Source organism: Paractinoplanes lichenicola, from assembly GCF_016785085.1.
Lineage (GTDB): Bacteria > Actinomycetota > Actinomycetes > Mycobacteriales > Micromonosporaceae > Actinoplanes > Actinoplanes lichenicola.
Genome location: NZ_JAENHO010000003.1, coordinates 460,709 through 474,257 on the forward strand (window position 1 = coordinate 460,709; position 13,549 = coordinate 474,257).

The window sequence follows — 13,549 nt, forward strand, 5'->3', positions numbered from 1 at the left end:
CTCCGGAGAGAATGCACTGGACGCCGTAAAACTTACACCGCTAGTTTAACGGCATGGACTTCTCGCTCACCGACGAGGAACGCGCGATTCGCGACACCGCCCGCCAGTTCATCACCCGCGAGGTCATGCCGCTGGAGCAGGAGGCGCTGCTCCGCGAGCGCCGCCACGAGCCCGGCCTCGACCGCAGCGAACTGCGCGAGCTCCAGCTCAAGGCCAAGAAGTTCGGCTTCTGGGGTCTGTCCACACCGGAGGAGTACGGCGGGATGGAGCTGCCCGCCGTCCTGCAGTCGCTGATCTGGACCGAGGTGGGCCGCACCTTCGTGCAGTTCAAGTTCGGCGGCGAGGCCGACAACATCCTCTACTACGCCAACGAGCAGCAAAAACAGGAGTTCTTGATCCCGACGATCGAGGGCGAGCGGATCAGCTGCTTCGCGATCACCGAGCCCGGGGCCGGCTCCGACGCGGCGAACATCAAGCTCAGCGCCCGGCCGGACGGCGACGACTGGATCCTCAACGGCGAGAAGACGTTCATCACGAACGGCAACGACGCCGACTTCGTGATCGTGGTCGCGGTGACCGACCGGGAGAAGGGCGTACGCGGCGGCGGCACGACGGCCTTCCTGGTCGACCGCGACATGGGCTGGCGCTCCGAGTTCATCCAGACCATGGGCGAGGGCGGGCCGGCGTCGCTCATCTTCGACGACGTCCGGGTGCCCGCGCGCAACATCCTGGGCGAGATCGGCCAGGGCTTCGAGCTGGGCATGAAGTGGATCGGCAAGGGGCGCTACCTGATCCCGTCCAACGCGCTGGGCATCGCCGAGCGGGCCCTGGGCATGGCGATCGACTATGCCAACACACGCGAGACCTTCGGCCGCAAGATCGGCGACAACCAGGCCATCCAGTGGATGATCGCCGACTCCGAGGTCGAGCTGGAGGCCGCCCGCTGGCTCATCCTGCGCGCGGCCTGGACTGTTGACCAGGGCGAAGACCCTCGGCACGCCTCCTCGATGGCCAAGCTCTACGGGGCCAGGATGGTCAACGACGTGGTCGACCGGGTCATGCAGATCCACGGCGGGATGGGCTACACCCGCGAGCTTCCGATCGAACGGTGGTACCGCCAGGTGCGACTCATGCGTATCTATGAAGGTACCGATGAGATGCAGCGCCTGATCATTTCCCGCGACCTCCTCCGCGGGTACACCAAGATCGGAGGGCACTTGGCATGACCCAACTGTCGCTCGCCACCGTCCTGGCGGAGTCGGCCCGGAAATATCCCGACAAACTAGCCGTCATTGACAGCGCCACCACCGAGCGGATCACTTACCGAGATTTGTGGCAACAGACCCTGGCGTACGCGGGAGGTCTGGACATCAATCCGGGCGACGTGGTGGCCGTCCAAATTCCCAACCTCGCCGACTTCCCCCGGGTCTACTACGCCGTGCTGGCGGCCGGCGGCACCATCGTCCCGATGCACCTTCTTCTCACCCCCGAGGAGAACGCGTACGTCCTCAAGGACAGCGGGGCGAAGATGCTGGTGGCCCACTCCAGCCAGCTGGAGAACGCCGTCGCCGCAGCCAAGCTCGCCGGCGTCCCGGTCGTCTCGGTCGGCCCGGCGGTGCCCGGCATCCAGAGGTTGGAAGACGCTCCGGGGAAGCCGCTGCGCACCTATGTCAGCCGCGAGGCCGAAGACGTCGCCGTCATCTTCTACACGAGCGGCACCACCGGCAAGCCCAAGGGCGCGCTGCTGACCCACCTCAACCTCGTGATGAACACGATGGTCAACGTCTTCGACGTGCACGAGCTGTACGACGACGACGTGGTGATGGGCTGCCTGCCGCTGTTCCACACGTTCGGCCAGACCGTCGGCATGAACGGCACGTTCCGGCTCGGCGGCACGATCGTGCTGATGGCCCGGTTCAGCGGCGAGGCCGCGATCCCGCTGATGGTCAAGGAGAACGTGACCATCTTCCACGGCGTGCCGACCATGTACATCGGGCTGCTGGAGGCCGCGGCCAAGGCGGACACCCTGCCGTCCCTGCGCATCTGCGTGTCGGGCGGCGCCTCGCTGCCGGTGGCGGTGCTCGAGAAGTTCACCGAGACCTTCCACGCGACGATCTACGAGGGGTACGGGCTCTCCGAGACCTCGCCCACGGCGACCACCAACCAGCCCACGTTCGGGGCCAAGCCGGGCACGGTCGGGCATCCGATCTGGGGTGTCGAGGTGGAGATCGCGCGGGCCGAGGTCGACGAGCGGATCGAGCTGCTGGACGACGGCGAGCTCGGCGAGATCGTGATCCGGGGGCACAACGTGTTCGCCGGCTACCTCAACAACCCCGGGGCGACGGCCGAGGCGGTCGTCGACGGCTGGTTCCGTACGGGGGATCTGGGCATCAAGGACGCGGACGGCTTCATCTCGATCGTCGACCGCAAGAAGGACCTGGTGATCCGGGGCGGCTTCAACGTGTATCCGCGCGAGGTCGAGGAGGCGCTGGCCCGGCACCCGGCCGTGCAGCAGGTGGCCGTGATCGGCGTGCCCGACCCGGTGCACGGCGAGGAGATCTGCGCGGTGGTCGTGCCCGGCCCGGGCGGCGTCACGGCCGAGGAACTGATCGAGTGGTCGCGCGAGAAGCTCGGCAAGCACAAATATCCGCGGCAGATCCGGTTCGCCGAGACGCTCCCGCTCGGGCCCAGCTTCAAGGTGCTCAAGCGCGAGCTGCGCAAGACGTACGGGTCAGGTCAGCAGGGCGGGTAGCTCGGCGACGATCGGCTTGTCCGCGGGCAGCCAGTGCACGCTGTCCAGCTCGTCCTTGGCGAGCCAGCGCATGGACGTGTGCTCCAGCGCCCGCGGCACGTCGCCTTCCAGCAGCCGTACGGCGAAGACGCGCAGGACGGCCCGGCCGTGGGCGAGGGGGACATCGGGGCCGACCCGGTCGCCCACCTCGACGCGGACGCCCAGCTCCTCGGCGCACTCGCGGGCCAGGGCCACCTGATCGGTCTCGCCCGGTTCGACCTTTCCGCCCGGAAACTCCCACCGGCCGGCCACCTCGGGCGGCGCCGAGCGTTCGCAAGCCAAAACCCGACCATCGACGATGATCACCGCGGCCACGATGACTCTTCGTGACGTTGGCGTCTTGACGTGCTGTTTCTGCGGCATGAGATCAAAGCTTCCCACAAAAGTTTACTCTTCAGGGTGCCCGAGGCGTCCCGATCGTCACGCAAACACGTATATGTGGGCGTGGACATGCTTGTCGCGGAAGGCAAGACTGTGGGCACCGACCATGACGACACGGCGACAGTTTGGCCACAAGCCGGCAACGACGCCAAGGGGGGTGCGGCGATGCGGGTCAGAAGACAGCGGGTCAAGACTTCCGACTACCTCAGCGACGCGCTGACGCTGCTCAGCGGCTGGGAGCGCGACGGTGTCCAGCTCAAGCGCGAACTGGCGTGCGACGACAGTCAGCATGCCGCATTGACGGAACGGATCAAGGTGGCGGCGGACACACTGCGCATACGCCCCTCCATCCGGCGAACCGACGGTCACACTCAGATCTGTCTGGGTGATCGCGACGGCGATGCCATCACAGACGGTGAGGTCACCCTCGCCGCCCGGATCGAGGACTTCTACCGTACGGTCACGGCTCCGCATAGCTCTTGATCGCTACCCTCGGGCCATGAGCGAAGTCATCTACGACAACAAGGGCCAGCTTCAGCAGATCGAGAGCGGCCTGCTCGACGGCGAGCAGATCATCGCCGTGTACGACGCGGTCGGGGTCGGCACCGGCTTCATCGGGCTGACCAACCGCCGCGTGATCATCCAGGACAAGTCTTTCGTCGGCAAGCGGGTCGCGCTCACCAGCATCCCGTATTCCAAGGTGAGCAGCGTCAGCGTCGTGAGCAACAAGAGCTGGGCCGGCCAGTTCTTCTCCACCGGCACGATCGCGCTCACCGTCGGCACGCACACCTACGAGGTCGAGTTCCGCGGCTCGGAGAAGACCCACCACGTGCACAACGTGATCCTGCACTACGCCAGCTAGAGCACCCTCGTGGGCAGCGGCGTCTCGGTCACCGAGCCGTCGGCGGCGCGCGTCAGCGAATAACCCCGCGGGCCGGGCCGGTCGGCCACCACCTCGGCCAGGGTGGTGCCGCGATAGACCAGCCCGGCGCCGTCGTCGGTGGCATACCCGTCGCCGAGCGTGCCGTCGCCGATCAGCTCGTGCATCTTGGGCCGCCGCTGCTCCTCGGCGTCGTAGTGCACGCCGTTGGAAAAGGGCAGCCAGCCCAGCCCGTCGGTGAAGCCGCGCAGGTCGGGGCCGAAGCTGTCGGTGCTGCCGCCCTGGTGCCAGCAGATCGAGCCGGCCGAGACGCCGCTGAGCACGACGCCCGCCTGCCACGCCTCGTGCAGGATCTCGTCGACGCCGTGCACCCGCCAGACCGCGCACAGGTTGGCCACGCTGCCGCCGTGCACCCAGATGACGTCCTGCTCGAGCAGGTGGGCGCGGATGTCGGCGACATTGGGCATCGGGAACAGCTGCAGGTGCGAGGCGACGAACTCGGTGCCCGCGAACGCGCGGTAGTGGGCGCCGATGACCTCTTCGGGATCGCCGGTGGCCTGGGTCAGCACGCAGATCCGGGGCTTGGCCGTCGCGTTGGCCAGCTCGGCCGCGAGCCGGTGGATCTTGCCGGGGCGCCAGTCGTTGGACCCGTACCGGCCGACCTCGAAGAACGCGCTGGTGGCCAGGATCGTGGGCTCGTCGGCAGTCACCGCACCATCATCGTGCATGCGTCGGCGGTGTCGAGCACGAGATCGGCCGCGATGTCGACGGCCAGCCGCAGCTTCAGGGTGTCGCCCTCGAGCGCCGCGAACGCCTGGTCGACCCGCTCACCGAAACGCTCGGGCGCACCGGGCAGCTTCGCGGTCGCGGCCACGGCGCCCTTCTCGTTGATCAGCCAGCGGCCGGCCGCACCGTGCAGGGCGTGCGTGCACACGCCGACCATCCGGAACAGGCAGCCGGCCACGAAGGCGGTGTCGGCCCGGCTGATGCCCTTGCGGGCCAGCGCCACCAGGAAGTCGGCCTCCCACAGCCCGGCCACCAGGGCCTGCGACAGTGCGGGCGGGAAGGTCCGCAGGTCGTCGCGCAGCCTGGTCAGCTCGCCGGCCGGGTCGCTCAGGATTTTGCCGAGAGCCAGTTCCCCCGCGTACGCGTGGTCGGCGAACCCGAGCGGGTGGCCCGCCTGCGTGTGGAAGGCGTACCGGCCCTGCTCGACGTCGGCGACCACCCCGCGTACGCGGTCGAGGTCTCGATAGATGAAGTCGAGCGCGGCCCCGTCGACCTCCAGCCACCCGCCGCCGTCGACCCACGGCCCCCACCCGCCGGGCCCGGTGACCTGCGCCGACTCCCCGGCCAGGGCCCGCGCGACCCGGCCCAGGTGCTCGAGGTCGAGCGGCTGGCGATAGTAGAGGCCCAGGTCGGTGTCGGACTCGGGGGTGTGCGTGCCCCGGGCCCGGCTGCCGCCCAGCACCACGCCGACGATGCCGGGCACCCGGGCCACCTCGGCGGCGATCGCGGCCAGCCGGGCATCGCTCAGGCCCATTTGCGCGCCTCGATCAGAACCCGGGTCGCGTGCGATACGAACATGCCCTTCACGGTGATCTCCTCGTGCACGGCCCGCAACCGATCCCGGTATTTCTCGATCGTGAAGCCGGGCACCGTCCAGACGACCTTGCGCAGGAAGTGCGCGACCGCGCCGATGTCGTAGAACTCCGCCCGCAGCCGCTCGGCCTTCAGCTGCACGACCTCGAACCCGGCGGCCTCGGCGGCGGCCCTGATCTGCTCGGGATGCTGCCGGTCGGGCGGCGGCAGCGGGCCCATCATCGCCTCGGACAGCTCACGATTGCTGCCCGCGCCGATCTGCTGCGACAGGAAGATCCCGGTTTCCCGTACGACGCGAGCCGTCCCGGCCCAGTCGGTGTTCACCGGATGACGGCTCACCACCAGGTCGAACGCGCCGTCGGAGAAGGGCAGCCCGGCGGTCGCCACGACGGTGGGCACCCTCGTCCGCGCGACCTGCGGCATCCACGCCTCGGTGGCGACCAGCAACCCGGGAGCGCGGGCCTTGTCGATCGCGTACGCGAAGACCTCGCCCCCGCCGGTCTGCACGTCGAGGGCCCGGCCGGCCGTGGTGAGCCGCTCGGCGACCAGGTCGGCGTACCCCCAGGAGGGTCGCTGCTCGGTCGCGCGGCCGGCGAACCAGGAGAAATCCCAGCCGTCGAGCGAAACGGCGGCGGCCTCGTCGAGCAGCGCATCGAAGTCGTTCACTCGCGTGAGTCTGGGACCGGCTACCTCGTGCCGCAATCGATTTGCGGGAGCTCGTCCACGGTCTGCCCACCGAGCAGCGCGATGTCCTGGTCGAGCACGGAGATCGAGGCGCCGCTCTCCTCGGGCCGGGGCTCCGGGCAGGCCTTGCGGCCGAGGGGCACGCAGAGCCCAAGACGCCTCTCGTCGCAGCGGTCGCCGTGCGCACGGTCGAAGCCGCGCCGGGCGCCGAACGCGATCACGCGATGCTGCGGCTGCCGGGTGACGGTGATGTCCATGAGCTTGCGGTCGGTCTCCCGGCCGTCGGTCAGCGTGACCAGGTAGCGCAGTGTCTCCTCGCCCGTCACGCCCGCGGCCTGCACCTTCTGGACCCCGCGGGGCAGAAAGGGGTCGCGGACGTATCGCGTCTGGAACGGGACGTCGCGCGTCTCGGTGTCGGTGCGCGTCGTGACCTGCGGCTGCGACGGGGCGGCGGCCGTGCCGGAGTACGAGCCCGATCCCGCGCCCGAGTTCGTGACGGCGGGCGGCTTCTGCGCGGCGGGTGGCGCGATCGGCTTGGCCGGCGCCTGCCGGGGAGTGCCCGGCTCCTGCTTCGGCGCGCGGGTGGCGGTGCGATCTGCCTTGTCGGAGATGCGCGGGAGACCGGCGGCTTGTCCGGCGGCTTGCCCGGCGGCGTGCCCGGCCGGCAGGTGCGGGGGCTCGGCGGCGAACGCGGCCGGCGGTGGCATGGGCACGCTGCCGGGCTCGGCGGTGGCGATGCCGATGCCTGAGCCGGGCTCGGGTGCGGCCGCCCCGGTGCCGGTGCCGGCGGCATCGCCGACGGCGGTCACGATCCGGGGCGCGTCGGGGTCGTCCCCGGTCAGGGCGGCGATCCCGGCCACGCCGCCGCCGATCACGATGAGCAACGCGCTCGCGCCGACGGTCATCCGGACGCCGAACGGCAGCCGGGCCCACCAAGACTTTCGTGGCATTTCGAGCAAATGCTGAAGAGAGTCACTAGTTGTCTGGTTTTGCACCCAAGCATTGTGCGCCGCGGCCCCCGGGATGCAAGCACCTCCGGGGGCCGTTTGGTCATTTACGCCCTTTTCGGGCGGTCTTGCGTTACCTTCAGGCGCCCTTGCGGACGGTCTCGAGGGCCTTGCTCCACTGCACCGTCTGGTCGAGCACCGCGCCGAGGGCCTGCTCCTGGCGCTCGCTCGGCAGGAACGTGCTGTAGTTCTCGAAGTCGGTCGCGAGCGACAGCAGGACCTGGGCGCGCACGTCCGCGATCATGAGCTCGCCGGCGATCAGCCGCAGGTGCTCGACGGCGCGGGCGCCACCGACCGAGCCGTAACCGACGAAGCCGGCGGCCTTGTTGTTCCACTCCTTGAAGAGGAAGTCGATCGCGTTCTTGAGCGCACCCGAGGTGGAGTGGTTGTACTCCGGGGTCACGAAGACGAAGCCGTCGAACGAGTCGATCTTCTTGGCCCACTCGATGGTGTGCGGCTGGCTGTACTGGCCCATCGACGGCGGGATGGCCTCGTCGAGGTGGGGGAGGTTGTAGTCGAGGAGGTCGACCAGCTCGAACTCGGCGTCGGTGCGTTTGGCGGCGACGTCGTAGACCCACTTGGCCACGGCCTCGCCGTTGCGGCCCGGGCGGGTGCTGCCGAGGATGATTCCGATCTTGGTCATGATCTTCCTTGCCTTTGGGGATGTCGCGCCGGTGTGTGTCCTTGCGCTCTAACTTGCTTCGTCAAACAACTATTCCGGCACGCGCCGCCTACGATCAATGTCATGTCCGCCACATCACCCGATCCGGCGTTGCCGCCGGGTCTCCACGCGCTCTCGGCGAGCGAAGAGGCGGTCATGCGGGCATTCGGCCGGATCCTGCTCGTGCTGCCCCGCGCGATGAACGCCGACCTCGAAGCCGAGCAGCGCATGTCGCTGAGCGAATACAGCGTGCTGCGACACCTGTCAGAATCCCCGCACGGCCGCATGCGGATGAGCGAATTGGCGCAGGCGTGCGACATGTCACTCAGCGGCATGACCAGGCTGGCCGCGAAGCTGGAGACGCTCGGCTTCGTCAAGCGCGTCAAATGCGACGAGGACGCCCGCGGCTGGAACGCCGTGCTGACCGACAAGGGGCTGGCCCGGCTGCGCGAGGCGTGGCCCGCTCACCTGGGCAGCGTGCGCCGGCACATCTTCGACCACCTGGGCGATCTGGACCTCGACGCGCTGGCCCGGACCCTCAACAAGATCGCCGGAGATTCCTAGCCCGAGACACCTAGCCCGTACGCCGCCAGGGCCGTGTCGAGCATGCGTTCCTGGTCGGCCGCGGGGTAGTGCGAGGGGTCGGCGGCGGCAAACGCGGCCACGCCCTCGGCCATCGCGATCAGGCCCAGCGCGGCCGGCTTGACCTGCGCCGGCGTCCAATCCGGGGCGGACGCCGCGACCAGCCGCTCGATGCGGGCCCGCCACGACCGGTTGTGCCGCCGGTGCATCGTGATGAGCTCACCGTCCGACACCGCGGCGGCGAGGAACCCCATCCAGACCACGCTGTCGGTCACCGTCTCGGGGTCGGTCGCCAGCCCCCGATGCAGGACGGCCCGCAGCGCCTCCCGCGGTGTCGCGGCGTCGGCCTCGAGCGCGTCGACCCGTACGCGGCTCTTCTCGTGCAGCAACTCGCGCGCATGCAGCAGCAGCGCGCGCCGATTGGGGAAACGATGCATGACGAGCCCCGTCGTGCATCCGGCGGCCGCGGCCACCGCCCGTACGGTCAATTTCTCCAGGCCCTGATGCGCCAGCACATCCCACACCGCGCGCGACAGCGCTTCCCCCTGAGCCGGCCGATCCGCCGTCCGTGCCATGCGCTCCATCGTAACAGGTGTTACCGTAACGTCTGTTACGCCGCTCTCGCGCCGGGGGAAGTCATGACCATGATCGAGGAACGCCCGTGGGACGACCCCGCCGGGTCGTCGCTGCGCCGAGCCCAGGAAACCGAGCTCGACCTTCGCTACGGCCTCGGCAACCACGAGCCCGGCCCGCTCCCGTCGGCCGCCGACATCGACGTCTTCCTGGTCGCCCTGACCGACGACGGCCACCCCCTGGGCTGTGGCGCCCTGCGGCGGCTGTCACCCACGAGCGCCGAGATCAAGCGCATGTACGTCACCCCGCCGGCCCGCGGCACCGGGGTATCCACCGCCATCCTGCGCGCCCTGGAAGCCGCCGCCCTGACCCGCGGCTGGACCACAATGCGCCTGGAAACCGGCCCCGGCCAGCCCGACGCGATCCGCTTCTACGAACGCGAGGGCTACAAGCAGATCCCCCTCTACGGCCACTACATCGGCTCCGACATCTCGGTCTGCTACGAACGCACCCTCTGAGGCTCACCCTCCAAGACGGCCAGCACCATGTCGACCAAGTCGGTGGCGCCCTGGTCGCGAATCTCGCGGGCCATGGCTTTCCGGTGCGGGGTGGCCGAGCCCGCACAGGCGTCACCCTGTCCCGTTGACGCGCCGGCACCGTCCCGCCCGGTGCGGCGAGGTCGTTCAGCTCCTTGGCGCGGGCGGCCACGATTGAGAGCTGCCGCTCCCACACGTCACCTTGGACGATCGGCGGCAGCGCGTCCTCCGGCAACGACGCCTCGGCCAGATACACGACGATCGGGACGTGCGCGCCCCAGAACGCGCCCAGCTCGGCCCCGCACCAGCTCGACGCCACCGACCGTTGGGTGGCGACGAAGACGCACACCGAACACGACTTCACCGCGGCCCGCAACTGCTCCCGCAACGACGCGCCCGCTTTGATCTCGGAAGGCCGCCAGTAGGGCACGTGGCCATGGTCGAGCCAATCGGCGACATTCTGGAACTCGGGTTTGTTGTCGAACGAGTGGCTGATGAAGACCGTCATCGCGACCCCCTCCGTACGGCCGGTCCGGACGATATCGATCCCCGAGCCGGATCGACACCGCCGCAAAGTGATCGACATCGGCCAATCGGTCGACCGGGAACCCGTTACTTCGTACCCGGCTCCAAGGTCTGGGTGTTGCCGATCCGATGGGGTGACGGCGACGCCGCCGACGACTGGAGGTGGGTGGAAAGCCGGCACCAAGAAGCCCGGCCGCCTCGGACGATCGCGAGTCAGCGGCGCCCGGCCAGGATGTTCGCGGCGGCGCAGGTCGATTCCAGGTCGGGGTGGACGTGGAGGCCGGGGCGGGCGAGGCCGAGCTGCTGGACGACGTCGAAGCGGCGTTCGTAACGCGGGTCGGCGCCGACCGCGAGCGGCTTGTCCGAGGCGGCCCAGCGGCCCAGCTCGTACAGCACGATCGGTTGCGTCGTCTCGAACGAGAACCAGAACAGAATGGCGTCGGCCCGCGCGAGCTGGTCGAACTCCCAGCGGATCTGCCGGGCGCCCGCGGTGTCGTCGCCCATCGGAAACTGCGCCCGCCGCGGGTTGTAGACGGCCGGCCAGACCGGACGCAGGTGCTCGATGGCCTCCCGCTGCCAGTCACGGACGCCGCTGATGCCCCCGGCCAGAAAGATGCCCGGCCGGGGCGGTGACTCCGGCCGCTCCGGGGCGACGATCACCACCGTCATCGGGCGGGCCGGGAGCCGGCGGCGTGGCGCATGGCGAACCATAGGTGGTTCGACCGGCAGGCCGCCACGCGTCGGGGTTCTTCGCCTACCAGGCCATCGTGTCCGGCGGTGTAGGTGCCGTCGGCCCGGAAAGCCGCCGAGCCGAAGCTCAGCAGCGAATGGCGACCGGGGATCGGCCCATCAGTCTCGACATCCGTACTCACGTAGATCTCAGCCACGCGCGGACGGTAGCCGACTAGCGGCTCGCGCACCGTCCTGATCACCGCTGCTGGCTCGAAGATCTACGCGGGCGACGACGGCGAACGGGTGAGTCGGACAGGTTGTGCGACTGGCGCTGCCACCTGCGGATTCAGGATGGCCGGCATGGTCGGATGGGTGCTGGTCGTGGGGGTGATCGCCGCGTTCGGGGCCGTTTTCTGGGTGGGTGAGCGGCTGATCGGGCCGGACGGTCGCGAGGAGCTCGAGCAGATGTGAGGCGGGGGCTGATTCTCGCGGGGAAAACCGGTAAGACCGAGGGATGCGACCTCGAGCCGGTGAAGTTCTGCATTTCAGTGAGGATCCGACTATCGCCCGGTTCGTGCCGCACGTGGCGCCGACCTCGGTGGAGGCCGAGGCGTACGTCTGGGCTGTGGGTTTCGACCGCGCCCCGGATTACTGGTTTCCCCGGCAGTGTCCGCGGGCCATGGCCTGGGTGGTCGAGGAAACGTCCGATCAGGACCGTGAGCGCATCGTCGGGGCCGGCTGCGGGGTCAGGGTGCATGCGGTCGAGTTCGGGTGGTTGGAGGCTATCCGTACGGCGAAGCTTTTCGCCTATCGCCTGCCGGCCGGGCCGTTCCGGCCGATCGCCGCGCCGGGGTCGGCGCCGCACGCGATGGTCGCCACCGAGGCGGTGGAGCCGCTGGGCCCGCCCGACCCGGTCGGTGACCTGTTCGCCCTGCACGCGGAGGCCGGCATTCAGTTGCGCGTGCTCGACAACCTGTGGCCGTTCTGGGACGAGGTCGTCCGGAGCACGCTCGGGTTCAGCGGGATCCGGCTGCGCAACGCCCGGCCCCAGCCGGCCGCGACGTGAGCGTGCGGCCGCGCGGATATTGAGCGGAGGCCGGCGGCCGAAACTGGTTCAATCGTCGGGTGGACGAACCCTTGACCTGGAGCGTCGTCGCCAACGTCAGCCGGGATGCCTACACGCCGCAGCGCGGCAAGGCCAAGCGGCCCGGCACGCGCCACTTTGTTCCGGGCGCCAAAGTCTGGGTGATGCCGGTGGTGTGGGGCGACGGCGGCGATCAGCGCTATGTGGTCGGAACCCGGCGGGGCACGGGTGGCCGTCACCTCATCCGGCTGGTGCTGAACACCGACCGCCTCGTGAACTTTTCCGTCAAGCCCGTCCACAGCCCGGCCGTCTACGCCGCGATGGGCCAGCCCCACTATGCCGACGTGGCCCCGACGCTCTATCTGGATCGCGAGCACGCGCAGCACTCGGCGGACGCCTGGAAGTGGGACCGGACCCGGCGGCCGCATCTCGGGCTGTGGGAGTTCGATTCCGGCATGCACAACGCGGATGAGGAGTGCGCGTTCTGCGACGGCCGGGACGCGGCCCAGGCGGGCGAGGAAGCCATCAACCCGTACGAGGTGCCGATCGCGGAGAACGAGGGCTCGGTCGACTGGTGGAGCACGGACCACGGTCTGTGGCGGGCGGGCTGGCTCACCGAGAAGGACATCGTCAACCCGAACCGGCTCGACGATCTCGCGCTGCGGCTCCTCGGTTTCGCCCGCAACAGGGCCCGCCGCCGCGCGGAACTGCTGGCGGAGGCCGTCGCGGGCCGGACGCTGGCCGAGTTGCAGGCCGACGGCTACGGACGGGATCGGCTCCGGTTCGTGCGGGGCGATCGCCGGCCACGCCGGCTCGACGGCATCGTGCAGGCGTGGCTCGACGACGATGACCGAGTCGTGCGAACCCAGTCCGGCTGACCGGTCCTACACCGCCACCAGCCGGACGCGGCCACCGCACAGCTTGGCCATGTCGTCGACGTCGGAGGTCAGGATCGCCGCCGGTGCGGGCAGCCGCAGCGCCACCTCGGCGACCATGGCATCGATGGCGTACTTGTGTCCGTGCAGGCCCGCCGTTTTCAGCAGCCCCGCGCTTCGACGAGCGGTCTCCTTCGTCACCGCCTCGACTCGGATCCGGGACAACAGCCAGGTCAGTCGCGCGATGTCCACACCGGAGTGGGAAACCTCGATGATCGTGGCGGCGGAGATGGCCACGTCGGCCCCGTCACGCTCGACCTGCTCGAGCAGCCGTAGCACCTTGCGATCCCGGTCGATCCAGCCCGAGAAGCCCTGTGAGTCGAGCACCACCGACTCAAGGCTCACGCCGCTTGCCCCGTGGCCTCGGTCCCGTGCAGGAGTGTCCGGGCCTCGGCCATCTCCTCGTCGGTGAAGGCGCCGAACTCGCCTTGATAGCGATCCAGATCCTCCCGCAGGAGCCGGCGCCGCTCGGCCCGCTCGGCCAACTCGGTGAGATAGCCGGAGACGTTATCGGTGTGCGACTTCATGCTCTCCAGCAGTTCCACCGGCAGTGTGATGGTGACCTTCTTCGTGCCTCCCATGAGCCGACCATACCACGGTATTACCGCAATGCGGGGCGATGCCGACGGGGACGGATGC

19 protein-coding genes and 1 pseudogene are annotated in these 13,549 nt (G+C 69.4%); 8 read left to right on the forward strand and 12 right to left on the reverse strand.

Annotation, left to right across the window (positions count from 1 at the left end):
• The first annotated feature begins 53 nt into the window (after positions 1-53).
• The gene (locus JKJ07_RS11185) at positions 54-1,226 is read left to right on the forward strand and encodes an acyl-CoA dehydrogenase family protein (RefSeq protein WP_202991381.1); all 1,173 of its coding nucleotides are present in this window, start codon (positions 54-56) and stop codon (positions 1,224-1,226) included.
• A complete protein-coding gene (locus JKJ07_RS11190; RefSeq protein WP_202991382.1) occupies positions 1,223-2,752 on the forward strand; it encodes a long-chain-fatty-acid--CoA ligase in 1,530 nt (509 codons plus the stop codon). Before JKJ07_RS11185 ends, JKJ07_RS11190 begins: the two co-directional genes overlap by 4 nt.
• Here JKJ07_RS11190 and JKJ07_RS11195 read toward each other — a convergent pair.
• Complete coding sequence (locus JKJ07_RS11195; protein WP_202991383.1) at positions 2,732-3,154, reverse strand: (deoxy)nucleoside triphosphate pyrophosphohydrolase; 423 nt, start codon at positions 3,152-3,154, stop codon at positions 2,732-2,734. The genes JKJ07_RS11190 and JKJ07_RS11195 overlap by 21 nt on opposite strands.
• Before the next feature lie 183 nt (positions 3,155-3,337).
• Here JKJ07_RS11195 and JKJ07_RS11200 point away from each other — a divergent pair, with 183 nt between their 5' ends.
• Positions 3,338-3,655, forward strand: coding sequence for a 4a-hydroxytetrahydrobiopterin dehydratase (locus JKJ07_RS11200; protein WP_202991807.1), 318 nt, complete (start codon positions 3,338-3,340; stop codon positions 3,653-3,655).
• A 16-nt stretch (positions 3,656-3,671) separates the two neighbouring features.
• Complete coding sequence (locus JKJ07_RS11205) at positions 3,672-4,034, forward strand: PH domain-containing protein (RefSeq protein WP_202991384.1); 363 nt, start codon at positions 3,672-3,674, stop codon at positions 4,032-4,034.
• Here the strand turns inward: JKJ07_RS11205 and JKJ07_RS11210 are convergent.
• The 5 genes from JKJ07_RS11210 to JKJ07_RS11230 form a co-directional block, all read right to left on the reverse strand.
• Entirely contained in the window at positions 4,031-4,762 is a 732-nt protein-coding gene (locus JKJ07_RS11210; RefSeq protein ID WP_438871386.1) for a Type 1 glutamine amidotransferase-like domain-containing protein, read from the reverse strand. The two genes, JKJ07_RS11205 and JKJ07_RS11210, sit on opposite strands and share 4 nt — an antisense overlap.
• Positions 4,759-5,592: a nucleotidyltransferase domain-containing protein gene (locus JKJ07_RS11215; protein ID WP_202991386.1), complete on the reverse strand. Its 834-nt coding sequence runs from the start codon at positions 5,590-5,592 to the stop codon at positions 4,759-4,761. The genes JKJ07_RS11210 and JKJ07_RS11215 overlap by 4 nt, the downstream gene beginning before the upstream one ends.
• Positions 5,583-6,317 carry a class I SAM-dependent methyltransferase gene (locus tag JKJ07_RS11220; protein WP_202991387.1) on the reverse strand — a complete coding sequence of 245 codons (735 nt, stop codon included), beginning with the start codon at positions 6,315-6,317 and terminating at the stop codon, positions 5,583-5,585. Before JKJ07_RS11220 ends, JKJ07_RS11215 begins: the two co-directional genes overlap by 10 nt.
• 20 nt (positions 6,318-6,337) lie before the next feature.
• On the reverse strand, positions 6,338-7,285 hold the full coding sequence (locus tag JKJ07_RS11225) for a G5 domain-containing protein (RefSeq protein WP_202991388.1): 948 nt from the start codon (positions 7,283-7,285) through the stop codon (positions 6,338-6,340).
• Between the two features lie 136 nt (positions 7,286-7,421).
• Positions 7,422-7,985 (reverse strand): NADPH-dependent FMN reductase, encoded by a 564-nt coding sequence (locus tag JKJ07_RS11230; protein ID WP_202991389.1) that lies wholly within the window; start codon positions 7,983-7,985, stop codon positions 7,422-7,424.
• Positions 7,986-8,087: 102 nt separating this feature from the next.
• Here JKJ07_RS11230 and JKJ07_RS11235 point away from each other — a divergent pair, with 102 nt between their 5' ends.
• On the forward strand, positions 8,088-8,567 hold the full coding sequence (locus tag JKJ07_RS11235) for a MarR family winged helix-turn-helix transcriptional regulator (RefSeq protein ID WP_202991390.1): 480 nt from the start codon (positions 8,088-8,090) through the stop codon (positions 8,565-8,567).
• Here the strand turns inward: JKJ07_RS11235 and JKJ07_RS11240 are convergent.
• Positions 8,564-9,160 carry a TetR/AcrR family transcriptional regulator gene (locus JKJ07_RS11240; RefSeq protein ID WP_202991391.1) on the reverse strand — a complete coding sequence of 199 codons (597 nt, stop codon included), beginning with the start codon at positions 9,158-9,160 and terminating at the stop codon, positions 8,564-8,566. The two genes, JKJ07_RS11235 and JKJ07_RS11240, sit on opposite strands and share 4 nt — an antisense overlap.
• A gap of 63 nt (positions 9,161-9,223) precedes the next feature.
• Between JKJ07_RS11240 and JKJ07_RS11245 the strand changes: the two genes are divergently transcribed.
• The gene (locus tag JKJ07_RS11245) at positions 9,224-9,676 is read left to right on the forward strand and encodes a GNAT family N-acetyltransferase (protein ID WP_202991392.1); all 453 of its coding nucleotides are present in this window, start codon (positions 9,224-9,226) and stop codon (positions 9,674-9,676) included.
• 307 nt (positions 9,677-9,983) lie between these two features.
• Here the strand turns inward: JKJ07_RS11245 and JKJ07_RS52205 are convergent.
• The 3 genes and pseudogenes from JKJ07_RS52205 to JKJ07_RS11260 form a co-directional block, all read right to left on the reverse strand.
• Positions 9,984-10,280: pseudogene (locus JKJ07_RS52205) on the reverse strand (toll/interleukin-1 receptor domain-containing protein); the annotation flags it as partial.
• Between the two features lie 152 nt (positions 10,281-10,432).
• A complete protein-coding gene (locus JKJ07_RS11255; RefSeq protein ID WP_202991393.1) occupies positions 10,433-10,888 on the reverse strand; it encodes a nucleoside 2-deoxyribosyltransferase domain-containing protein in 456 nt (151 codons plus the stop codon).
• Positions 10,885-11,106 (reverse strand): hypothetical protein, encoded by a 222-nt coding sequence (locus JKJ07_RS11260; protein ID WP_202991394.1) that lies wholly within the window; start codon positions 11,104-11,106, stop codon positions 10,885-10,887. Before JKJ07_RS11260 ends, JKJ07_RS11255 begins: the two co-directional genes overlap by 4 nt.
• 299 nt (positions 11,107-11,405) lie before the next feature.
• Between JKJ07_RS11260 and JKJ07_RS11265 the strand changes: the two genes are divergently transcribed.
• Together JKJ07_RS11265 and JKJ07_RS11270 are read left to right on the forward strand one after the other, a co-directional pair.
• Positions 11,406-11,957, forward strand: coding sequence for a DUF6886 family protein (locus JKJ07_RS11265; protein WP_202991395.1), 552 nt, complete (start codon positions 11,406-11,408; stop codon positions 11,955-11,957).
• Positions 11,958-12,016: 59 nt separating this feature from the next.
• Positions 12,017-12,853: a hypothetical protein gene (locus JKJ07_RS11270; protein WP_202991396.1), complete on the forward strand. Its 837-nt coding sequence runs from the start codon at positions 12,017-12,019 to the stop codon at positions 12,851-12,853.
• 6 nt (positions 12,854-12,859) lie between these two features.
• On the opposite strand, the gene JKJ07_RS11275 is transcribed toward JKJ07_RS11270, so the two are convergent.
• The gene (locus JKJ07_RS11275) at positions 12,860-13,255 is read right to left on the reverse strand and encodes a PIN domain-containing protein (RefSeq protein WP_202991397.1); all 396 of its coding nucleotides are present in this window, start codon (positions 13,253-13,255) and stop codon (positions 12,860-12,862) included.
• Positions 13,252-13,491, reverse strand: a complete 240-nt coding sequence (locus JKJ07_RS11280; RefSeq protein ID WP_202991398.1) for a hypothetical protein — start codon at positions 13,489-13,491, stop codon at positions 13,252-13,254. The genes JKJ07_RS11275 and JKJ07_RS11280 overlap by 4 nt, the downstream gene beginning before the upstream one ends.
• Positions 13,492-13,549 lie beyond the last annotated feature (58 nt).